Origin of the sequence: Mycobacterium marinum (genome assembly GCF_003391395.1) — a bacterium.
GTDB classification, from domain to species: domain Bacteria; phylum Actinomycetota; class Actinomycetes; order Mycobacteriales; family Mycobacteriaceae; genus Mycobacterium; species Mycobacterium marinum.
Genome location: NZ_CP024190.1, coordinates 4688768 through 4711231, shown reverse-complemented (window position 1 = coordinate 4711231; position 22464 = coordinate 4688768). Strand labels below are relative to the sequence as shown.

Genomic DNA, 22464 nt, shown 5'->3' with positions numbered 1-22464 from the left:
GTCAGGGTGTCACCAACGCACCGGCAGCGACAGCATGCCCTCGTTCATCATCCCGGTACGAACCTTCAAGTCGTTCACATCCGCCGCGAGCTCGAGTGTCGGCACCCGGGTGACCAGACCGCGAAGCAGCGACTGCATCTCGCAACGAGCCAGCCAGGCCCCCGGACACAGAAACCGGCCGTGGCCGAAACTGACATGCCGATTCTCCGACCGGTCGACCAGGAACTCGTCTGGGTCGTCGAAGAAACGGGGGTCGCGGTTGGCCGCAGTAGTACTGACCGCAATCGTGGTTCCCTTCGGGATCACCGCGTCGTCGAGTTCGATGTCCTCGACTGCATAACGGAGAGCACCGAGATTAGACGGCGGCAGGTAGCGCAACACCTCCTCGACCGTGGGCTCGATCAGCTTGGGATCGGCAACCACCCGGCCATAGCAACCCTTGTGCAGCAGTAGACCGATCATCCGGGAGATCATCACCCAGGTGGAGTCGATGCCGGCGGCGAAGAGGGCCTGTGCGAGGTAGACCAGTTCGAGGTGACTGAGCTGCCCGTCGTCGACGTCGGACACCGCGACTAGATCGCTGAAGAAGTCGCCCGTCGGCTCGGCCCGCCGTTTCTCGGCCAGCTCGCAGATGAACGCCGCGAACTCCTGCTGGCCCGCGGCCATTTCCTCGGCCGTGTGGAGCGAGAGGCTGAACAGCCGCTCCGCCCAGTATTGGGCTCGGTCGCCCTCGCCCGGTGGAAAGCCGAACATCTCGCCGATGATCTGCCGCGGCAGTGGGCGGGCGAGGGCATCGACGGCGTCGGCGGGCATCGGCCCGGCCAGCATTGCGTCGAGCAGCTCATCGACGATCGTGACGATCCTCGGCCGCAACTCCTCGATTCGCCCCCGGCGCAGTGCCTTGGCGAACAGCCGGCGGATCCGGGTGTGATTGGGCGGGTCAACCAGAGTCGAGACGAACTCCAGCTCGAGCATGTTGAGCTGGGTGGTCGACAGCCTGGCGGCGTCCGCGCGGTACATGTTCCGGCTGACTCGAGGGTCGTCCAGCACTCGCTTGGCATCGTCGTAGCGGGTGACGACAACCGCCGGGTCGCCGCTGGGAAACCGCACGTCGGCGACCGGGCACCGCCGCCGGAGTTTGCCGAGCTCCCGGGGCGCCGACAACGCGTCCGGCTGAGTGAATGGGTAGTCCGTTGCAATATTGGTTTCAGGATAGGCCAAAATGTCACCCCTTCAAATCTTGAGACGGATATGTCGGTCTTGGGACGAATATGTCGGTCCAGAACTGACTGCGGAATGGCGTTCAGAATATGAGTGTCGCTGATATGCGAATCTATTCCATGGAACAACCCGCTGGCAAGGGATTGCGATTATTTCCCAGAGGGGCCGGACAACCTGCGGCGGCGCGCCTCGAGACCTGGCGTAGTCCCTCGGCCGGTGTGACTTAGTTATCGACTACAACAACGTCTTTCGCGCAAAAGGTCTGGTCGTTCAGCCCCGGAGTCCCGCTTGTGAACACGTTGTTAATTGTCCGTTGTGCATTGTGCAAAGTGCACTGTTTGTGAAACGGGACTGTGCACTGTGCACTGTTTATGTTTCATTCACCGTGTCAAATAATTTGACTGCTATACGCTCGCGCGTTTGGCGATGGTCATGCCTGGAATGTGAATAGATGGTGACCGGCTAGGCGAATCCCCGGCGGCCGGATCTGATGATGGATGGTTGTGGACTCGGATTTACGCCCGGGCCGGGCGGGGTGAACCGGGGCTTTGCTGGGCTTGTCATGCCGCCTGGTGTAGTGCGGCCTGCCACGGTGTTGCTGAGTCTTTCCTCTGGTGGGGGAGCGGCATTCCGTCGGGTCGCTGCGGCCACTGCCTCGGCCAGTGATTTGGGTTACTGTTACGTCAGTTGGTGCTGTTGTTTCCCGCAAGTGCGGCTGGAGAGCAAGATGACCATGTCCTATCAGGAACAGCAACTGCTGCAGGCTGCGACGGGCCGTGCTGCCATCCTGGATCTGACCGCCCGGCACAACCGCGCCTACTCCGATGGCGACCGTGACGGCTGGATCGCTACTTTCCGTCATTCCGGGGCCAGCTACACCCGTGATGGCGAGTCATTCACCGACCTGCGGGCCGCCTTCGATGGTGGTGATGGTCAACGCCTGGTCAGTCTCGACCACGAGGTTCAGGTGGACGGGGTCAACGCGGTCCAGCGCTGTGTTGCTGTGCTTTTCGCGGCTTTGCATGGTGACACCAACCTGCGGGCAACCGGGATCTTCCGGGATAAATTGGTCTACGAGCGCGGCGGCTGGTACTTCACTTCCCGTGTGCTCGAGTGGGATTCGGTGCCCAGCCGTCATCCGCTGGTCATGTAGACGGCGTGGCTCCCGGTAGCCAGGTGGGGTACCGACTGGCCTTCGGCACCTACCAGGATGCATTGCAGATGGTCGGCACTGCGAGCCCGCCACGAACCGCGGCCACGGCGGTCAGCGGAGCGCGTATCCAGCTGTTCGCCGCCCTCGTTCACGACGGTAACCGCTCGTACTGGGATGAGGACTATGCGCGGGCGCACTGGGGAGGCCTGCTGGCTCCGCCGGCACTGCTGATGGGCTGGCTGACAACTCCGCCCTGGCAGCCCGCGGAGCGGGACTCGGCAGGGTCGTTGGCGCTGCGAGTGCCGTTGCCGGGGACCGCATTTATCAACGCGGCAAACGATGTCGAGTTTCTGCAGCCCATCGTCGAGGGGGACCGTCTCTGCGTAGTCGAGGAGCTGGTGTCGGTTTCTCCGGAGAAGCGAACGCGGCTTGGCGTCGGTCATTTCGTCGAAACCCTGGAGACTTACCGGCGCCAGGACGGCATGGTGGTCGCCAGGTCGCGGAATACCTTGTTTCGCTTCACCCCCGGGCCATCGTCATGACAAGTTCGGAGCTGCATTGGGACGAGATCAGCGTTCCGTTCGACCTGCCCGAGGTCGTTGATGCGATCAGCTACCAGCGTGTGGTGGAGAACGCCGGGGCGACATGGGACTACTTTCCCGGCCACTTCGATCCGGGCTATGCCCGGCATCAGGGCAGCCCGACGATTTTCGTCAACACCATGCACCTGGCCGGATTCGCCGACCGGATCGCGACGGACTGGGCGGGGCCGGCCAGCCGAGTAATACGTCGCCGGATGCGATTGACCGGGTCGATCTATGCCGGTGACACGATGGTGGGCCGCGCAAGGGTGGTGGCCAAACGGCGTGACACCAGCGTTGACCCGCCGCAGTACCTCCTAGAGATCCAGATCGAGGTCCAAAACCAGCACGGCGCGCTGTGCTGTCCCGTCGAGATCACCCTGCAGGTTCCTCAAAGCCCTTGAGTGGTGGCATTTTTCCGCTACACAGCACCGTCTGCAGCTCGACGTATTCGGCAAGCCCCTCGGGTCCGAACTCACGCCCGATGCCCGACTGCTTGAACCCGCCGAATGGTGCGCTGATGTCCAGCGTGTACATGTTGATGCCGTAGGTGCCGGTACGCACTGCCGCGGCGATCTCGAGTCCGTGCGCGGTATCGGCGGTCCACACCGAACCGGCCAGGCCGTAGTCGCTGTCGTTGGCGATCCGGATCGCGTCCTGTTCATCCCGGTAGGTCAGGACAGTCAGGACTGGTCCGAATATCTCCTCCCGGGCGATGCGCATGTCGTTGGTGGCGTCGGTGAACAGGGTGGGCCGCACGTACCAGCCTCGGTCCTGTGGGTTGTCCTGGCCGCCGAGCACGATGCGTGCGCCTTCCTGCTGACCGGAGCGAATGTAGTCACGAACCCGACGTTGTTGTCGCTGCGCGACCAGGGGCCCGACGTCGGTCTTCTCATCGGCGGGATCGCCGACCTGCAGCGCCGACATCATGTCGGCCAGGGCGTCGACGACTTCGTCGTGACGGCGTTCGCTCACCAGGATGCGGGTCTGAGCAACGCAGGCCTGCCCGTTGTTCATCAATCCTGCTGTTTTCAACCCGGCGACGGTCTTGCCGACGTCGGCGTCGTCGAGGATTATCGCCGCGGATTTTCCGCCCAGCTCCAAGCTCACCCGTTTGAGTCCTTCGCCGCACAGGGCGGCGATCCGACGGCCCGTGGCGCTGGACCCGGTGAACGCGATCTTGTCGACCCCGGGATGGCGAACCAGCGCCTCGCCGACCGACGGTCCGCCGGGAAGCACCGATACGACGCCCTCGGGTAGCTCGATCTGTTCGATCATCTCGGCTAACCACAAAGCGTCCAAGGGGGTTTCGGGAGCCGGCTTGATGATCACGGTGCAACCAGCGATCAGTGCGGGGATCAGCTTGGGCATGATGAGGAATTGCGGCACGTTCCACGGCACAATCGCCCCGACTACCCCGACCGGGGCCCGACGCAGGTGCGCCTGTCCGCGTATTCCCTGGCGCCGCTCCACCCAGGGGAAGTTGCGGCCCGCCGCCAGTGCCAGCTGCATCAGGCCCGCTGCTCCGGCCGCTTGGCCCAGCCTGCTGAAACTGTGCGGCGAGCCCATTTCCGCGGTGATCAGGTCAGCCATGTCATCGAGGTGGCTCGCGTAGATCGCGGCCAACTCTTCGACTTTGCGTATCCGCTCACCCGGATCCAGCCGTGGCCACGGACCGTAGTCGAAGGCGCGCCGCGCGGCGGCCACGGCCGCCTCGACTTCGTCGCGGCCAGCCGCCGGGGCCCGCCCGATCGGCTCCTCCGAGTGTGGGGAAATCACGGTGATCGGTTCCGCGATGGTGGGTTTGCACCAGCGTCCACCGATGAACAGCTCGTCAAACGAACGGTGCGTGGAATCGGCCGTCATCGGGGCACCACCTCGGGGCAGGCGACGGTAACTTCGCTATTGATGCTAACATAGCGAAAAAGCGGCTCCGGGCTGCCAGGGGAAGCCAGTCATGGCGGCCCGCGCGGTACTGGGGACGGCTGCGGCTCAGCCGGGTGTCTCGAGGGCCTGGGCCCAGGTGATGTGGCGATGTTGTAGCCCGGGCTCGTTTCGCCCAAACACCAATCGTTGCCGGGCACCGGATTCGAGGTTGGTCTGCAGCGTTTCGGCCAGCCGATAGTCCTCATCGCGCACGGTTGCGTGCGCGTAATCGAAGACGGCTTGAGCGCCGGTGGCGACGGATTCGTCGGAGAGTTCCAACGGAGTCGAGTTCTGGTGCACCGTAGTAGAGCTGCCAGGCCGGTCGCCCGGATAAATGCGGAACAGCTCGCCGTTGGCGATGGTGACCGACAGTACGACGTTGGGGAACAGGGCGTAGATCACCACCATGTGGTGGAACGGGTCCCACTGGTCCTCGGGGGCGTTCTCCAGCTCCAGGATTGTGTTGAGCGGGAAGATCAATCGGTGGTGCGGTCCGTACGAGTCGAAGACGGTGCAGTTGCTGCGCGCAATGGTGGCGAAGGTCCGCCGATGCACCGTGGCGAAGTGATAGTTCTCCGCGAAGGTATCGGCGGCAAGTTTCCAGTTGATGGGCGAATCGAGCACCTTCTCGCCCAATGGAGACCACCGGCCGATGCCCCACGACTGGAGCTCGCCGGCCAGGGGGCCCAGATGTGCCGGGACGTCCAGCCTCGCGGCGGGATGCGCGGGATGTAATGACACCCAGAGGAACCCGGCGAACTCGGTGGCCGGAAGTTCGGTCAGCCCGTCGGACCCCACCGCGATCCCGGGGAACCCTTCACGGCCCGGCAGCCCGACTAGGCGACCGCCATTGTCATACGTCCAACCGTGGTAGGGGCAGGTAAACCGCAGTGCGGTACCGCAACCCGTCGCCACCCGGGACTGTCGATGCAGGCAGACGTTGTCGAAGGCCCGGACCGCCCGATCGGCAGCCCGGGTCAACAGGATGGATCGGCCCATGACCGTCTTGGTGCAGTAGGTGTCGGGACCGGGTAGTTCGGATGAGTAGCCGACCAGCTGCGGGCTGTCGAGCACCATGGCTCGGTCGCGCTCGTGTCTGTCCAGTGACGTGTACTCGCGCGCGTCGACGGCGTGCTGATGCGGGGCGAGGTCGGTGGTCTTGTCTCGGGCGAGTTTCAACGCCCGTCGGGTGAGGTCGATGAGCTGATCGCGATCCATCGGATCCCCCGTTGCAGTCGAGCCAACCGAGCCAGCTGCAGCCGTAGCAGTAACTTTACTAATTTTATAGTGAAAGCGAATCCGTGCCAACGATGCCCGGCGGCGCCGGTGCTGGTGCGGTCGGGCGCGCTGGTGTGAATCGGCCCCGCGGGCTCGCGATGGCGAGGATGCGGCGATGTGATGCAGATGTGATGGTTGTGGCCAATGTGTCATGTGTTACTTGTGAAGTAATCTGGGGCATGTGTCGGTTTCGCGGCGTCAGGTGCTCAAATTCGCGGCGGCGACGCCCGGGCTGGTAGGCCTGGGGGCTGCTGCCGCGTCGTTGCGCGCTGCGCCGGTGTCGGCGGCGTCGCTGGGCACCCTGCTGGACTATGCCGCGGGCGTCATTCCGGCCAGTCAGATCAGGGCCGCCGGCGCGGTCGGGTCGATCCGGTATGTCTCCGACCGTCGGCCCGGCGGAGCCTGGATGCTCGGTAAGCCGATCCAAATCGGTGAGGCGCGCGATCTGGTCGGTAATGGGCTCAAGGTCGTCTCCTGTTATCAGTACGGGAAGGGGAGCACCTCGGACTGGCTGGGTGGTGCTGCCGCGGGCGTACAGCACGCCAGGCGCGGCGTGGAGCTGCACACGGCGGCCGGCGGCCCGCCAAGTGCCCCCATCTATGCCTCAGTCGACGACAACCCGTCTTACGAGCAGTACAAGAACCAGATAGTTCCGTATCTGCGGGCCTGGGAGTCGGTGATCGGCCATCAGCGCACCGGTGTGTACGCCAACTCGAAGACGATCGACTGGGCGGTGCGCGACGGCCTGGGCTCCTACTTCTGGCAGCACAACTGGGGCTCGCCGAAGGGATACACGCACCCGGCCGCCAATTTGCACCAGGTCGAGATCGACAAGCGCAAAGTTGGCGGAGTCGGCGTGGACATCAACGAGATCCTCAAGCCCCAGTTTGGGCAGTGGGCCTGACCTTCGGCCTGGCCACCCCTTGGGGCCATCACTCCAGCAAACACTTGTTCGCTCGCTGGGCAGCGCCGTCCGCGCCGATGCCCGCGCGCTGAAACGGCTGAGACGATGTCGCACGGTGGCCTTGGCGCTAACTTTTAACATAACGATTTGGTAACAATACTGCCTTGATCAGCGCAGTTATAGCTACTCAGGCGTAACCACCTGCATGCAGGACGTTTGTTCGGCATGCCTGTGCCGTCGGTTAAACGCGGTGTTACCCATGACACGGTTACCCGTGCGTAGAACTCGCCAGTAACTTATTGGCGTCAAAAGAGTGGACGGATCCTTATGACACTCTTATATGGCCGATGCAGTCCGTCGCGCCGCCCGATCCATGGGCCGGCCCGCCGACAACACACCGGTTACAGGATTTTTCGGCTGCGATTCGACGCGGAATCGAGCAACCCCCGCAGGGAGTCCGGGCGGCCGAACGAGCTGAGATGTACAGACGCACAAACAGGAGATGTTGAACGTGACGATCCACGAGCACGACCGGGTGTCAGCTGACCGCGACGAGACTGGCCCGCACAGCACCCATGCTCTGGTCGATCGTCTGACCACGGGTGAGCCATTCGCGGTGGCATTCGGGGGACAGGGCAGCGCCTGGCTCGAGACTCTCGAGGAACTGGTTTCGGCGGCCGGAATCGAATCAGAACTGGCCGCCCTGGTGGGCGAGGTCGAGCTGCTGCTCGAGCCGGTGTCCAAGGAACTGGTTGTGGTCCGCCCGATCGGTTTCGAGCCGCTGCAGTGGGTACGTGCGCTGGCTGCTGAGGATCCAGTCCCGTCCGACAAGCACCTGACATCGTCGGCGGTGTCGTTGCCGGGCGTGCTGCTCACCCAGGTCGCAGCCGTCCGCGCCTTGGCGCGCCAGGGTATGGACCTGATTGCGACCCCTCCGGTGGTGTCGGTGGGGCACTCGCAGGGCGTGCTGGCGGTGGAGGCACTCAACGCCGGTGGGGTGCGCGACGTGGAGCTGTTGGCCCTGGCTCAGCTGATCGGTGCGGCGGGAACGCTGGTGGCCCGGCGACGTGGGATATCGGTCCTCGGTGATCGCCCGCCGATGGTTTCGGTCACCAACGCCGACCCCGAGCGCATCCAGCAGCTGCTGGAGGACTTCGCCCAGGACGTGCGCACCGTGCTTCCGCCCGTGCTGTCCATCCGCAACGGTCGGCGTTCGGTCGTCATCACCGGCACCCCCGAGCAGTTGTCTCGCTTCGAGCTGTATTGCCGCCAGATATCGGAGAAAGAAGAAGCCGAGCGCAAGACCAAGGTCCGCGGCGGCGATGTCTTCGCGCCCGTGTTCGATCCGGTAAAGGTCGAGGTGGGCTTCCACACTCCGCGGCTGGCGGACGGAATTGACATTGTGGGCGGCTGGGCCGAAAAGGTTGGCCTCGACGTCGCCCTGGCCCGCCAGCTTGCCGAGGCGATCCTGGTTGACACGGTGGACTGGGTCAGCGACATCAACCGGGTCCACGAGGCCGGCGCACGCTGGATCCTGGACCTGGGGCCCGGTGACATCCTGACCCGGCTGACCGCGCCGGTGATCCGGGGCTTGGGCATCGGCATCGTGCCCGCGGCAACGCGCGGCGGCCAGCGCAACCTCTTCACCGTCGGAGCCACGCCCGAGGTTGCTAGGGCCTGGTCGAGTTATGCCCCGACCGCTGTTCGTCTCCCCGACGGCAGGGTGAAGCTCTCGACGAAGTTCACTCGGCTGACCGGTCGGTCGCCGATCCTGCTCGCGGGCATGACGCCCACCACCGTGGACGCCAAGATCGTCGCCGCGGCGGCCAACGCTGGGCACTGGGCCGAGCTGGCCGGCGGCGGGCAGGTCACCGAGGAGATCTTCGCCGACCGCATCAACGAGATGTCCGGTCTGCTCGAGCCGGGGCGCACCTATCAGTTCAATGCATTGTTCCTCGATCCCTACCTGTGGAAGCTCCAGCTCGGTGGCAAGCGGCTGGTGCAAAAGGCGCGCCAGTCCGGCGCGGCAATCGATGGTGTGGTGATCAGCGCGGGCATCCCGGACCTCGAAGAAGCCGTCGAGCTGATCGACGAACTCAACGACATCGGAATCAGCCACGTGGTGTTCAAGCCCGGCACCATCGAGCAGATCCGCTCGGTGATCCGCATTGCCACCGAGGTGCCCACCAAGCCGGTGATCATGCACGTCGAAGGTGGGCGCGCCGGTGGCCACCATTCCTGGGAAGACCTCGACGACCTGTTGCTGGCGACCTATTCGGAGTTGCGGTCGCGCGCCAACATCACCGTCTGCGTCGGCGGTGGCATCGGTACCCCGGAGCGCGCGGCCGAGTACCTGTCCGGGCGCTGGGCGCAGGCCTATGGCTTCCCGCTGATGCCGATCGACGGGATCCTGGTCGGCACCGCCGCCATGGCCGCACTGGAGGCCACCACCTCGCCGTCGGTCAAGAAGATGCTGGTCGAAACCCAGGGCACCGGCGAGTGGATCGGCGCCGGAAAAGCTCAGGGCGGCATGGCTTCCAGCCGTAGCCAGCTCGGTGCGGACATCCACGAGATCGACAACAGCGCGTCGCGTTGCGGGCAGCTGCTCGACGAGGTGGCCGGAGACGCGGATGCGGTCGCCGAGCGTCGCGACGAGATCATCGCCGCGATGGCCAAGACCGCCAAGCCTTACTTCGGCGACATCGCCGACATGACATATCTGCAGTGGCTGCAGCGCTACGTCGAACTGGCTATCGGCGAAGGCAATTCGACTGCCGACACCGCCGCGCCGGGCAGCCCGTGGCTGGCCGACACCTGGCGAGACCGGTTCCAGCAGATGCTGCAGCGCGCCGAAGCGCGTTTGCACCCACAGGATTTCGGTCCCATCGAGACCGCATTCGCCGATCCGGCGCTGCTGGAGAATCCGACGCAGACCATCGCCGCGCTGCTGGCCCGTTACCCGGACGCCGAGACCGTCCAGCTGCACCCGGCGGACGTGCCGTTCTTTGTGACGCTGTGCAAGACCCTTGGCAAGCCGGTCAACTTTGTGCCCGTCATCGACAAGGACGTTCGGCGCTGGTGGCGCAGTGACTCGCTGTGGCAGGCCCATGACGCCCGCTACGACGCTGACCAGGTGTGCATCATTCCCGGCCCCGCGGCGGTCGCCGGTATCACCCGGATGGACGAGCCGGTCGGTGAGCTGCTGGACCGCTTCGAGCGGGCCGCCATCGATGAGGTGCTCGGTAGCGACGGTGACGCGAAGGCGGTCACATCGCGCCGGTTGGGCCGTCCCGATGTGACCGGGCCGCTCGCCGTTGTGCTGGATGCCCCGGACGTGTTGTGGGCCGGGCGTACCGCGACGAATCCGGTCCACCGGATCGCCGACCCGAGCGAGTGGCAGGTCCACGACGGACCCGAAAGTCCCCGCGCCACGCACACGTCCACTGGCGCTCGGCTGCAAGTCCAGGGCAGCGACGTGGTATTGAGTGTGCCGGTTTCGGCCACCTGGATCGACATCCGGTTCACCCTGCCCGCCAACACCGTTGACGGCGGCATCCCGGTGGTCTCCACCGACGACGCCACCACCGCGATGCGCTCGGTGCTGGCGATCGCGGCCGGTGTGGACGGGCCGGAGTCATTGCCCCCGGTAACCGATGGAACGGCGACGGTGACCGTCGACTGGGACCCCGAGAAGGTGGCCGACCACACCGGGGTCACGGCCACTTTCGGTGAGCCGCTGGCACCTAGCCTCACAACCGTTCCGGACGCACTGGTCGGGCAGTGCTGGCCGGCGGTTTTCGCAGCGATCGGTTCCGCGGTGACCGACAGCGGTGTGCCGGTGGTGGAGGGGCTGCTCAGCCTGGTCCACCTCGACCATGCGGCTCGCGTGGTCGGCGATTTGCCCAAGATTCCTGCCCAATTGACCGTTACGGCAACGGCTTCCAATGCCACCGACACCGACATGGGTCGTGTGGTGCCGGTCTCGGTGACAGTTGCCGGGCCCGACGGTGCGACGATCGCCACTCTCGAAGAGCGGTTCGCGATCCTGGGCCGTACCGGAACCGCTGAACTCAGCGACCCGGTTCGGGCCGGTGGCACGGTATCGGAGAACGCCACCGACACCCCGCGGCGCCGTCGCCGCGACGTCACCCTCACGGCGCCCGTGGATATGCGTCCGTTTGCGGTGGTGTCCGGTGACCACAATCCCATCCACACCGATCGTTCCGCGGCGTTGCTGGCGGGCTTGGAATCGCCCATCGTGCACGGCATGTGGTTGTCGGCCGCAGCGCAGCACACCGTGACCGCCACCGACGGGAAAGCTCGCCCGCCGGCCCGCCTGGTCGGGTGGACCGCGCGTTTCCTGGGCATGGTGCGCCCCGGTGACGATGTGGACTTCCGTGTCGAGCGCGTTGGAATCGACCAGGGCGCAGAGGTTCTGGAAGTGTCAGCGCGCATCGGTTCGGATCTGGTGATGTCGGCGTCCGCACGACTGGCCGCGCCGAAGACCGTCTATGCATTCCCGGGTCAGGGTATTCAGCACAAAGGCATGGGCATGGAGGTCCGAGCACGCTCCAAGGCGGCCCGTAAGGTGTGGGACACCGCGGACAGGTTCACCCGCGACACGCTGGGTTTCTCGGTGCTGCACGTGGTTCGGGACAATCCGACCAGCCTCATCGCCAGCGGTGTGCACTACCACCACCCCGACGGGGTGTTGTACCTGACGCAGTTCACCCAGGTTGCGATGGCCACCGTGGCGGCCGCGCAGGTGGCCGAAATGCGTGAGCAGGGTGCCTTTGTTGAGGGCGCGATCGCCTGTGGACACTCGGTGGGTGAGTACACCGCACTGGCCTGCGTGACGGGTATCTACGAACTAGAAGCCCTGTTGGAGATGGTGTTCCACCGCGGCTCGAAGATGCACGACATCGTGCCTCGTGACGAGCTGGGGCGGTCCAACTACCGGCTGGCGGCCATCCGGCCGTCGCAGATCGACCTCGATGACAACGACGTTCCGGCCTTCGTCGCCGGGATCGCCGAGAGCACCGGTGAGTTCCTGGAGATCGTGAACTTCAACCTGCGCGGGTCGCAATACGCGATCGCGGGCACGGTGCGCGGGCTGGAGGCGCTGGAGGCTGAAGTGGAGCGGCGCCGTGAACTCAGCGGCGGACGACGCTCGTTCATCCTGGTGCCCGGCATCGACGTTCCGTTCCACTCGCGGGTGCTGCGGGTTGGTGTCGCGGAGTTCCGCCGTTCGCTGGACCGCGTGATGCCGCGCGACGCCGATCCGGACCTGATCATCGGGCGCTACATCCCCAACCTGGTGCCGCGGCTGTTCAACCTGGACCGTGACTTCATCCAGGAGATCCGGGATCTGGTGCCGGCCGAGCCGCTCGACGAGATCCTGGCCGACTACGACACCTGGATTCGGGAGCGCCCGCGAGAGCTGGCGCGCACCGTCTTCATCGAGCTGCTGGCATGGCAGTTCGCCAGTCCGGTGCGCTGGATTGAGACCCAGGATCTGCTCTTCATCGAGGAGGCCGCCGGCGGGCTCGGCGTGGAGCGGTTCGTCGAGATCGGCGTGAAGACCTCGCCGACCGTGGCGGGTCTGGCTACCAACACGCTAAAGCTGCCCGAATACGCCCACAGCACAGTGGAAGTGCTCAATGCCGAGCGCGATGCCGCGGTGCTGTTCGCCACCGACACCGACCCCGAACCGGAGCCGGAGCCCGAGGCAGAGGAGCCCGCGGCGGAGGCGGGCGACGCGGCCGCTGCCGCGGCACCGGCACCGGCCGCCGCTCCGGCCGCACCTTCGGGTGGCCCGCGGCCCGACGACATCGGGTTTGACGCCGCCGATGCCACTCTGGCGCTGATCGCGCTGTCGGCCAAGATGCGCCTGGACCAGATCGAGGAGCTGGACTCCATCGAGTCCATCACCGACGGCGCGTCGTCGCGGCGTAACCAGCTGCTGGTGGATCTGGGCTCCGAATTGAATCTGGGTGCCATCGACGGCGCGGCCGAGGCCGACCTGGCCGGGCTGCGCTCGCAGGTCACCAAGCTGGCACGGACCTACAAGCCTTACGGCCCAGTGCTTTCGGATGCGATCAACGATCAACTTCGCACGGTGCTGGGACCCTCGGGCAAGCGCCCGGGTGCCATCGCGGAGCGGGTCAAGAAGACCTGGGAGCTTGGCGATGGCTGGGCAAAACACGTCACCGTCGAGGTGGCGCTAGGCACCCGCGAGGGCAGCAGCGTTCGCGGCGGCGCCCTGGGCAACCTGCACGAGGGCGCGTTGGCCGATGCGGCTTCCGTCGACAAGGTGGTCGACGCCGCGGTTGCATCGGTTGCCGCCCGCCGTGGTGTCGCCGTGGCGCTGCCGTCGGCTGGCGGTGGCGGTGGCGCTACCGTCGACGCGGCGGCGCTCGCCGAATTCACCGATCAGATCACCGGTCGCGACGGGGTGCTCGCCTCGGCTGCTCGTCTGGTGTTGGGCCAGTTGGGTCTCGACGCCCCGGCCACCGCGCTGCCGGCCGCGACCGACGCAGACCTCATCGAACTGGTCACCGCTGAATTGGGCTCGGACTGGCCGCGTTTGGTGGCGCCGGTGTTCGACGGGAAGAAAGCAGTCGTGTTCGACGACCGCTGGGCCAGCGCCCGCGAAGACCTGGTCAAGCTGTGGCTAACCGACGAAGGTGACATCGACGCCGACTGGGCGCGGCTATCGCAACGCTTCGAGGGAGCCGGCCACGTCGTCGCGACCCAAGCCACCTGGTGGCAGGGCAAGTCGCTGGCGGCGGGGCGGCAGATCCACGCGTCGCTGTACGGCCGGATCGCCGCCGGTGCGGAGAACCCGGACCCGGGTCCGGACAGCAGCGAAGTGGCGGTGGTGACCGGCGCTTCGAAGGGGTCGATCGCGGCATCGGTGGTGGCACGACTGCTCGATGGCGGTGCCACCGTCATTGCCACCACGTCCAAACTCGACGACGAGCGGCTGGCGTTCTACCGCACGCTGTACCGAGACCATGCCCGCTACGGTGCGGCGCTGTGGGTGGTGGCGGCCAACATGGCCTCCTACTCCGACATCGACGCCCTGGTCGAATGGGTCGGCAGCGAGCAATCCGAAAGCCTTGGGCCGCAGTCGATTCACATCAAGGACGCGCAGACGCCGACGTTGCTGTTCCCGTTCGCGGCGCCGCGCGTGGTCGGCGACCTGTCGGAGGCCGGCTCGCGCTCCGAGATGGAGATGAAGGTGCTGCTGTGGGCAGTGCAGCGGCTGATCGGCGGGCTCTCGACGATCGGCGCCGAGCGCGACATCGCCTCGCGACTGCACGTGGTGTTGCCCGGCTCGCCCAACCGCGGCATGTTCGGTGGTGACGGCGCCTACGGCGAAGCCAAGTCGGCGCTGGACGCGGTGGTGAGTCGTTGGCACGCCGAGTCCTCGTGGGCGGCCCGGGTCAGCCTGGCGCACGCGCTGATCGGATGGACTCGCGGCACCGGCCTGATGGGTCACAACGACGCCATCGTCAGCGCTGTCGAAGAGGCTGGCGTCACCACCTACTCCACTGACGAGATGGCGGCGATGCTGCTCGGCCTGTGCGATGTGGAGTCCAAGGTCGCTGCGGCCAGCACCCCGATCAAAGCGGACCTCACGGGTGGGCTGGCGGAGGCCAACCTCGACATGGCCGAACTAGCCGCCAAGGCGCGTGAGGAGATGTCGACCGAGGCGACCGCAGATGACGAAGAGTCAACTGAGGGGGCAATTCCCGCGCTGCCGTCACCGCCGCGTGGATACACGCCGGCGCCGCCACCGCACTGGGACGACCTCGACGTGGACCCGTCCGACCTGGTGGTGATCGTCGGCGGTGCCGAGCTCGGTCCGTACGGCTCCTCGCGGACGCGTTTCGAGATGGAGGTCGAGAACGAGCTCTCCGCCGCCGGTGTGCTGGAGTTGGCCTGGACCACCGGGCTGGTCCGGTGGGAAGACGACCCGCAACCGGGCTGGTATGACACCGGAACCGGTGAGCTGGTCGACGAAGCCGAGTTGGTCGAGCGTTATCACGATGTGGTGGTGGAGCGCGTCGGCATTCGGGAGTTCGTCGACGACGGCACGATCGACTCCGACCACTCGTCGCCGTTGCTGGTGTCGGTGTTCCTGGATAAGGACTTCTCTTTCGTGGTGTCCTCGGAGGCCGACGCGCGTGCCTTCGCAGACTTCGATCCCGAGCACACCGTCATCCGGCCGGTGCCCGATTCGGGTGACTGGCAGGTCATCCGTAAGGCCGGCACCGAGATTCGAGTGCCGCGCAAGACGACACTGTCGCGGGTGGTTGGCGCCCAGCTCCCGACGGGCTTCGATCCGACGGTGTGGGGCATCAGTCAGGACATGGCCAGTTCGATTGACCGCGTGGCGGTTTGGAACATCGTGGCCACCGTCGACGCGTTCCTGAGCGCCGGGTTCAGCCCGACCGAGGTAATGCGTTATGTGCACCCGAGTTTGGTGGCAAACACCATGGGCACCGGTATGGGTGGCGGCACGTCGATGCAGACGATGTACCACGGAAACCTGTTGGGCCGGAACAAGCCGAACGACATATTCCAGGAAATTCTGCCGAATATCGTCGCTGCGCACGTGGTTCAGTCCTACATCGGTAGCTACGGCTCGATGATCCACCCGGTCGCCGCATGCGCGACGGCCGCGGTGTCGGTCGAGGAGGGCGTCGACAAGATCCGCTTGGGCAAGGCCGAGATGGTGGTGGCCGGCGGTATCGACGACCTCACCTTGGAAGGCATCATCGGCTTCGGTGACATGGCGGCCACCGCCGACACCGCCATGATGCGCGGCCGCGGAATCGCCGACTCGAAGTTCTCCCGGCCCAATGACCGGCGCCGGCTGGGCTTCGTGGAGGCCCAGGGCGGTGGCACGATTCTGCTGGCCCGTGGCGACCTGGCTCTGAAGATGGGCCTGCCCGTGCTCGCGGTGGTGGCCTTCGCGCAGTCCTTCGGAGACGGTGTGCACACCTCGATTCCGGCTCCGGGGCTGGGCGCATTGGGCGCCGGACGCGGCGGCCGGGACTCCGCGCTGGCGCGGGCGCTGGCCAAGTTGGGCGTGGGTGCCGATGACATCGCCATCATCTCCAAGCACGACACGTCGACGCTGGCCAACGATCCCAACGAGACGGAGTTGCACGAGCGGCTCGCCGACTCACTGGGCCGATCCGAGGGTGCGCCACTGTTCGTGGTGTCGCAAAAGAGCATGACCGGTCACGCCAAGGGTGGCGCGGCGGTCTTCCAGATGATGGGGTTGTGCCAGATTCTGCGTGACGGTGTCATTCCGCCCAACCGAAGTCTGGACTGCGTGGACGATGAACTGGCCGGGGCAGCGCACTTCGTGTGGGTGCGTGACGCGTTGCGGCTGGGCGGGAAGTTCCCGCTCAAAGCCGGCATGCTGACCAGCCTCGGGTTCGGCCACGTGTCCGGTCTGGTCGCGTTGGTGCACCCACAGGCGTTCATCGCCTCGCTGGCTCCTGAGCAGCGCGCGGACTACCAGCGGCGTGCCGATGCGCGGCTGCTGGCCGGTCAGCGGCGGCTGGCGTCGTCCATGGCCGGTGGAGAGCCGATGTATCAGCGGCCTCCGGACCGCCGTTTCGACCACGACACGGCCGAGAAGCCGCAAGAGGCAGCGATGCTGCTGAATCCGGCCGCTCGGCTCGGCGACGGCGAGGCCTACATCGGATGAGATTGGTCATCGATTAACGTGGCGATCCATGGGCATCGTCGGCGTCGGGATCGACCTCGTCTCCATTCCTGATTTCGCCGAGCAGGTCGATCAGCCGGGAACGGCGTTCGCTGCGACCTTCACCCCCGGTGAGCGCCGCGACGCCTCCGATAAGAGTTCGTCGGCGGCGCGGCACTTGGCGGCCCGTTGGGCCGCCAAGGAAGCGGTGATCAAGGCCTGGTCTGGATCACGGTTCGCGCAGCGGCCGGTGCTGCCCGAAGACATCCACCGCGACATCGAGGTGGTCACCGACATGTGGGGACGGCCGCGGGTGCGTCTCACCGGGGAGATCGCCAAGCACCTGGCCGATGTGACGATCCATGTGTCGTTGACCCACGAGGGGGATACGGCGGCCGCCGTGGCCATTCTCGAGACCAGTTGATCTCCGGCGAGCAGACGCGAAATCGCATCGGAATCTCCGATCCCGTGCGATTTCGCGTCTGCTCGCCAGGGTGCTAGCGCGCGAGGCTGCGCGCGTATCCGGTTCCCATCGCCAGCAGCACCAGGCCGACCACGATGAACGCCGCGACCCGGAAGATGCCGTCGAGCGTGGCGAGATCGAACAGGAACAGCTTGGCGGTGGCGGCCCCGGTGAGCGCCAGCCCGGCGCTGATCGGGGCGGTGCGGCGTTCCCGGTCTGCCACTCGCAGTGCGTAGACGAACTGCGCCGCCGCTACGGCGATCCAGCAGATGGTGGCCGCCATGTGGCCGGCCAGGAAGCCCGCCTCGGTGCCGGCGATCAGGACACCGGCGGTGACCGTAAACGCGGTGACGGCATAGATCACCAGCACCCCGCCGACGGCGGCCAGGATTCGGCGGATGTCGCGATTCTGGCCTCCGATGCCGGCACACGCCCTGCTCATCGCAACGACAAATGCGATGCTGAGCAGGCTGGCGGCCAAGGTGGACACCGCGATCGAGGTCGGCATCACCGTCGCTGTCAGCAGCGCATGCAGCGGCGCATAGCTGTAGTGCAGGCCGAGGCCGACGATGCCGAAACCCGCTGCGGCCCAGAGCGCTATGCGGTCGTGGCGACCGGCGACCGCGACGACGATGGCAAGGGCGAGCAGGATCGGCCCCTCGACGTGGCCGTCGAAGGCAACGGTAACGGCGACCAGCGCCGAGATTGCCGACCATGCCGCCAAGACCCGGGTGAAGATGGTGGGAAGTTCACTGCCTACCAGAACGATTGCCAACAGTGCCGCGGCCAGGGTGCCGGCCAGCAGCGCGGCAAACACGCGATCGACCGCGACGGCGGCGGCCAAGACGGGCAGGGTCCCGACCACCGTGAGCACGGCCAGGGCGGCGGCGTTCTTGCCGCCCGGCAACACGATCAGGCCGCTCACGATGGCAAGGATCGCCGCGACACCGCAGGCCGCGCCCAGCAGCCAGGTGTTGTCGTGCTTGCCGGCCGCCACCAGGGCGATCAACAGGGGCACGGTGGGTGCCGCGACGCGCGCGGCGTGCAGCCAGACCCAATCCTTGCCCAGTTGCACCGGTAGCGCTGCGGCCGACAGCGCCAGCATGAAGCTCACCAGCAAGAGATCGGCACCTCGGGTGAGCACGGGCGCCAGCCCGATCAACGGCACCAGCACCAGTAGCCCCAGGTGCTCGGAATCCCAGCGGCGGGCCAGCGCAAGTCCCGCCCCACCGACCAGCGCGGCCAGCACCAGCCCGGCGGGCGCCGGCACCCACTGGTAGATGGTGGTCGCCGCGATGACGTCCAGGTAGGCGGTTGCAATACCGGTGGCGGCCAACGCGATCGCACCGATGCGTCCACCGGGGCGGCCGCGCAGCCGGACGGCCACGCCGACGAGCGCGAGCGACAACGCCGTGCCACCGGCGACCCGGATCTCGGGTCGCAGCAGCCCGGCTTGCGCGGCGAGGACCAGCAACAGCGCCACGCCGGTCAACGTGACCGCCACTCCCGCGACCGCTAGCAGCTTGCCGATCCAGCCGGACTCGGTGCTCTCGGCGGGGCGCCGCGGCGGGGAGACTGGTGCCGCGGCCGGTGTCGGAGCCGGTGGGCCGTGGGGGGCCGGGCGCGCGGGGGGTGGGGGAGCGTACTGGCGTGGCGGCGCCGCGGCGGGTGCTGGCGCCACGGGTGCCCACTGCTGCCAGTAGGGGTACCAGTACGGAGCCACAGGCTGGGGTTGCGGTTGCGGCGGCGCGGCCGCAGCGGGGTGGGGCGCGCCGACCGAATCGGAGATCAGGCGGTCAAGCTGGCTGAGTTCGCCGGAAACGCGGGCCATCTGACGAGCCAATGAGTCGAATTCCGCGGAGAGTCGACTGATGACAGCGTGCTGCGATTCGGTCATGTCGATTACTCTGCCGTTCCTGGCCCCGGCATGGATGAGTAGGACTACGCAAACCGGGCGGCTACTTGTCCAGCCCGTGCTCAATCGCGTAGCGGGTCAGCTCCACCCGGTTGGCGACCTGCAGCTTGCGGAACGTCGCCTGGACGTGGTTTTCGACCGTCCGGTGGCTCAACGAGAGCTTTTCGGCAATCTGCTTGGCGGACAGTCCTTTTGCGACGTAGCGCAGTATCTCGGTCTCCCGGTCGGTCAGGCTGGGCCGATCCTGGCTCGAGTCCGCGGTTTGCGCGATACGCCGATACTCGCCCAAGACCAGCCCGGCCAGGCTCGGGGTGAAGACGGCTCGCCCCGCGGCGGTGGCGCGCACCGCATCGGCGAGTTCGGCCTTCGACGCGCTCTTGACCAGGTATCCGGTTGCCCCCGCCTTGACGGCTTCCAGGACGTCCTCGCGTTCGTCGGAGGCCGACAGCACCAGCACGCGGGTCGCGGGCGAGACCTTGAGCACCTCCGTGGTTGCCTGCACACCATCGCCGTCGGCCAGCCGCATGTCCATCACCACCACGTCGGGCTTGACGATTGCGGCCCGCCGTTGCGCCGTCGCCACCCCGTCGGCCGTGGCGACCACTGCGAAGCCGTCATCGGAGAGATCGCGGGCAACCGCGTCACGCCAGATCGGATGGTCGTCGACGACCATCACCGTCGGCGATTCGTGCTCACTCATGACGATCCTTCCCGGCGTGGCACCCGCAGCTCCCATTCGGTGCCCTCGCCCTGGTCCGTGCTCAGTTCTGCGGTGCCACCCAGGGCCGCCAGCCGTCCCACAATCGACTTCGAGATGCCCAGATGCCCCTGGCCGGCGGCCTCGTCAAGTCGCCCCGGGGCAATGCCCACGCCGTCGTCGCGGACGCTGACGGTGACCGAGTCGCCGAGATCTTCGAGCAGCACGAATGCGCGGGCGCTCGGCCCGGCATGCAGGCGCACGTTGTCGAGGGCGTTGCCCACCGCCGCATCCAGCTCGGTGGCGACCTCCCGCGTCAGTGTCACCGGAGATCCCGGCAAGCTCATCGATACCCGGTCGGACGCCCTGCGCCGCAACAGGGCACACAGGTCGACGCTGCGGGTGTTGCCGTCACGGTCGGTGTCGGTGGAGATTATCCATCGGCGCAGCGCGCGTTCCTGCTCGCTGGCGAGTTCGGCTAACTCGGATGTGGGGCCACCGATTTCGTGCCCGCGCCGAGAGACTAGCGCCAGCACCTGGATGACGCCGTCGTGGACCTGCCGGGAGAGCCGCTCCCGCTCCTGCAATGCGGCCGACAGCTGAGCCGCTCGTTGTAGATCGGCGTGGGCGCGCCGGGCGGTGCGGGCGGCCATGCCGACCGCCAGGCCGACCGCCAGTTCGATCACGATGGTCGCGCTGCGCCCAAGGTTGACGTTGACGTAGCCCTTGACGGCCTCGTTGGCGGCCGTCACCGCAATACCGGTCAACATGCCGCCGGCCGGGCCGAACTGCAGTGCCGCCGAGATGGTGGCGTTGCTGGCCCACAGCGTGGTCGGCCAGGTCTGGTTGTCCAGGGCCCACTGTGCCGAGGCCACCATCTTGGTAGACAGCATCAGCACGACGACGACGGCGATCTCGGTGATCACCCAGGCCGGCCGCCGGCCGAAGCCGCGCAGGTAGGCGACCGCGCAGGCTGCGCTCCAGCCGATCAGCACCGCGAACAGCGCCCAGCCCAGCAGCGGCCGCTGCAGGTTTGAGTTGATCGCGATGTGGAAGCCGAGTGCGTAGCCGCAGCTCAGCAGCCGGAACAGCTGCGCCGCCCGCCAGAGCGGCGCCGTCGGGTCGGGACCGCGTGTCGCCATTACGCGCTCAGCATAGCCAGCCCGTTGGTTAGCCTCAGTGTCATGACTGATCTTGTTGAGCGTGTGCGCGAGGTGCTGCCGTCGGTGCGGCAGGACCTTGAGAAGCTGGTCCGGATCGAATCCGTATGGGCCGATCCGGGGCGACGCGCCGAGGTCCATCGCAGTGCTCAAGCGGTAGCTGATTTGTTAGCACAGGCAGGTTTTGATGACGTCCAGATCGTCAGCGAAGGTGGTGCCCCGGCGGTCATCGCGCAGCATCCGGCGCCGCCGGGCGCGCCGACCGTGCTGCTGTACGCCCACCACGATGTCCAACCCGAGGGCGACCCCGATCAGTGGGCCTCGGCCCCGTTCGAGCCGACCGAACGCGACGGTCGTCTTTACGGGCGTGGCACCGCCGATGACAAGGCGGGAATCGCAACGCATTTGGCGGCCTTCCGGGCGCACGATGGCAAACCGCCGGTGGGTGTGACCGTCTTCGTGGAGGGCGAGGAGGAGTCCGGTTCGCCGTCGTTGGGCCGATTGCTGGCCGCTCACGGCGACGTGCTGGCGGCCGACGTGATCGTCATCGCGGATTCGGACAATTGGAGCACCGATGTACCGGCGCTGACGGTGTCGCTGCGTGGCATGGCTGACTGTGTTGTGGAAGTGGCCACCCTCGACCACGGGCTGCACTCCGGTTTGTGGGGCGGTGTGGTTCCCGACGCGCTCAGTGTGTTGGTGCGGCTGCTGGCCAGCCTGCACGATGACGACGGCAACGTGGCGGTGGCCGGATTGCACGAAAGCACGGCCGCCGCCGTTGACTATCCGCCCGAGCGGGTGCGTGCGGACTCGGGTCTGCTCGACGGTGTCACCGAGATCGGGTCAGGTTCGGTGCCCCAGCGGCTGTGGGCGAAGCCGGCGATCACCGTGATCGGTATCGACACCACTTCCATTGCGGCAGCATCGAATACGTTGATTCCGCGGGCTCGCGCCAAGATCAGCATTCGGATCGCACCTGGCGGGGACGCCGCGGCGCACCTCGATGCCGTGGAAGCTCACCTGCGTAAGCATGCGCCCTGGGGAGCCCAGGTAAGCGTCGAGCGCGGCGACATCGGTCAGCCTTACGCGATCGATGCCAGCGGTCCGGTCTATGACGCCGCACGCACGGCGTTCCGCCAGGCGTGGGGTGCCGACCCGATCGACATGGGTATGGGTGGATCGATCCCGTTCATCGCCGAGTTCGCCGAGGCGTTTCCTGACGCGAAGATCCTCGTCACCGGGGTGGAGGATCCCGGGACGCAGGCGCACAGCGTCAACGAGAGCCTGCATCTGGGGGTGCTGGAGCGAGCCGCGGTGGCCGAGGCGCTGCTGCTGGCCAACCTGGCTTGATCACACCCCTAGGTCGCGACGGAGTTTGGCGACGTGCCCGGTCGCTTTGTCGATGAAGTGCCGGTCGGTCGAGGTGTACGTTTGGATAC

13 protein-coding genes are annotated in these 22464 nt (G+C 66.6%); 7 read left to right on the top strand and 6 right to left on the bottom strand.

Going from position 1 to position 22464, the window contains the following annotated elements:
- Positions 1-9: 9 nt before the first annotated feature.
- A complete protein-coding gene (locus CCUG20998_RS19620; protein WP_020730153.1) occupies positions 10-1221 on the bottom strand; it encodes a cytochrome P450 in 1212 nt (403 codons plus the stop codon).
- Positions 1222-1948: 727 nt separating this feature from the next.
- On the opposite strand from CCUG20998_RS19620, the gene CCUG20998_RS19615 reads away from it, so the two are divergent.
- From CCUG20998_RS19615 to CCUG20998_RS19605, 3 genes are all read left to right on the top strand, one after another.
- On the top strand, positions 1949-2374 hold the full coding sequence (locus CCUG20998_RS19615) for a nuclear transport factor 2 family protein (protein ID WP_015356618.1): 426 nt from the start codon (positions 1949-1951) through the stop codon (positions 2372-2374).
- Between the two features lie 68 nt (positions 2375-2442).
- Positions 2443-2916 (top strand): FAS1-like dehydratase domain-containing protein, encoded by a 474-nt coding sequence (locus CCUG20998_RS19610; RefSeq protein WP_050674695.1) that lies wholly within the window; start codon positions 2443-2445, stop codon positions 2914-2916.
- Entirely contained in the window at positions 2913-3359 is a 447-nt protein-coding gene (locus tag CCUG20998_RS19605; protein ID WP_020730156.1) for a MaoC/PaaZ C-terminal domain-containing protein, read from the top strand. The genes CCUG20998_RS19610 and CCUG20998_RS19605 overlap by 4 nt, the downstream gene beginning before the upstream one ends.
- Here CCUG20998_RS19605 and CCUG20998_RS19600 read toward each other — a convergent pair.
- Both CCUG20998_RS19600 and CCUG20998_RS19595 read right to left on the bottom strand, forming a co-directional pair.
- A complete protein-coding gene (locus CCUG20998_RS19600; protein WP_020730157.1) occupies positions 3331-4821 on the bottom strand; it encodes an aldehyde dehydrogenase in 1491 nt (496 codons plus the stop codon). The two genes, CCUG20998_RS19605 and CCUG20998_RS19600, sit on opposite strands and share 29 nt — an antisense overlap.
- A 126-nt stretch (positions 4822-4947) precedes the next feature.
- Positions 4948-6099: an SRPBCC family protein gene (locus tag CCUG20998_RS19595; RefSeq protein WP_020730158.1), complete on the bottom strand. Its 1152-nt coding sequence runs from the start codon at positions 6097-6099 to the stop codon at positions 4948-4950.
- Between the two features lie 241 nt (positions 6100-6340).
- Here CCUG20998_RS19595 and CCUG20998_RS19590 point away from each other — a divergent pair, with 241 nt between their 5' ends.
- The 3 genes from CCUG20998_RS19590 (at position 6341) to acpS (ending at position 17214) form a co-directional block, all read left to right on the top strand.
- Positions 6341-7063: a DUF1906 domain-containing protein gene (locus CCUG20998_RS19590; protein WP_015356614.1), complete on the top strand. Its 723-nt coding sequence runs from the start codon at positions 6341-6343 to the stop codon at positions 7061-7063.
- Positions 7064-7574: 511 nt separating this feature from the next.
- Positions 7575-16793: a type I polyketide synthase gene (locus CCUG20998_RS19580; protein ID WP_020730159.1), complete on the top strand. Its 9219-nt coding sequence runs from the start codon at positions 7575-7577 to the stop codon at positions 16791-16793.
- 28 nt (positions 16794-16821) lie between these two features.
- Complete coding sequence (gene acpS, locus CCUG20998_RS19575) at positions 16822-17214, top strand: holo-ACP synthase AcpS (protein ID WP_011741517.1); 393 nt, start codon at positions 16822-16824, stop codon at positions 17212-17214.
- 73 nt (positions 17215-17287) lie between these two features.
- Here acpS and CCUG20998_RS19570 read toward each other — a convergent pair whose 3' ends face one another.
- The 3 genes from CCUG20998_RS19570 to macS form a co-directional block, all read right to left on the bottom strand.
- On the bottom strand, positions 17288-19150 hold the full coding sequence (locus tag CCUG20998_RS19570; RefSeq protein WP_036456222.1) for a DUF2339 domain-containing protein: 1863 nt from the start codon (positions 19148-19150) through the stop codon (positions 17288-17290).
- A gap of 61 nt (positions 19151-19211) precedes the next feature.
- A complete protein-coding gene (locus CCUG20998_RS19565; RefSeq protein ID WP_020730162.1) occupies positions 19212-19868 on the bottom strand; it encodes a response regulator in 657 nt (218 codons plus the stop codon).
- On the bottom strand, positions 19865-21007 hold the full coding sequence (gene macS, locus CCUG20998_RS19560) for a MacS family sensor histidine kinase (RefSeq protein ID WP_020730163.1): 1143 nt from the start codon (positions 21005-21007) through the stop codon (positions 19865-19867). The genes CCUG20998_RS19565 and macS overlap by 4 nt, the downstream gene beginning before the upstream one ends.
- A gap of 42 nt (positions 21008-21049) precedes the next feature.
- Between macS and CCUG20998_RS19555 the strand changes: the two genes are divergently transcribed.
- Complete coding sequence (locus CCUG20998_RS19555) at positions 21050-22375, top strand: dipeptidase (RefSeq protein WP_020730164.1); 1326 nt, start codon at positions 21050-21052, stop codon at positions 22373-22375.
- The last annotated feature ends 89 nt before the right edge of the window (positions 22376-22464 follow it).

Excerpts from the sequence above, each read along its gene's own strand:
- acpS (WP_011741517.1), top strand. The coding sequence starts at position 16,822 with ATGGGCATCGTCGGCGTCGGGATCGACCTCGTCTCCATTCCTGATTTC.
- CCUG20998_RS19600 (WP_020730157.1), bottom strand. The coding sequence starts at position 4,821 with ATGACGGCCGATTCCACGCACCGTTCGTTTGACGAGCTGTTCATCGGT.
- CCUG20998_RS19615 (WP_015356618.1), top strand. The coding sequence starts at position 1,949 with ATGACCATGTCCTATCAGGAACAGCAACTGCTGCAGGCTGCGACGGGC.
- CCUG20998_RS19610 (WP_050674695.1), top strand. The coding sequence starts at position 2,443 with ATGGTCGGCACTGCGAGCCCGCCACGAACCGCGGCCACGGCGGTCAGC.
- macS (WP_020730163.1), bottom strand. The coding sequence starts at position 21,007 with ATGGCGACACGCGGTCCCGACCCGACGGCGCCGCTCTGGCGGGCGGCG.
- CCUG20998_RS19570 (WP_036456222.1), bottom strand. The coding sequence starts at position 19,150 with ATGACCGAATCGCAGCACGCTGTCATCAGTCGACTCTCCGCGGAATTC.
- CCUG20998_RS19555 (WP_020730164.1), top strand. The coding sequence starts at position 21,050 with ATGACTGATCTTGTTGAGCGTGTGCGCGAGGTGCTGCCGTCGGTGCGG.
- CCUG20998_RS19605 (WP_020730156.1), top strand. The coding sequence starts at position 2,913 with ATGACAAGTTCGGAGCTGCATTGGGACGAGATCAGCGTTCCGTTCGAC.
- CCUG20998_RS19595 (WP_020730158.1), bottom strand. The coding sequence starts at position 6,099 with ATGGATCGCGATCAGCTCATCGACCTCACCCGACGGGCGTTGAAACTC.
- CCUG20998_RS19565 (WP_020730162.1), bottom strand. The coding sequence starts at position 19,868 with ATGAGTGAGCACGAATCGCCGACGGTGATGGTCGTCGACGACCATCCG.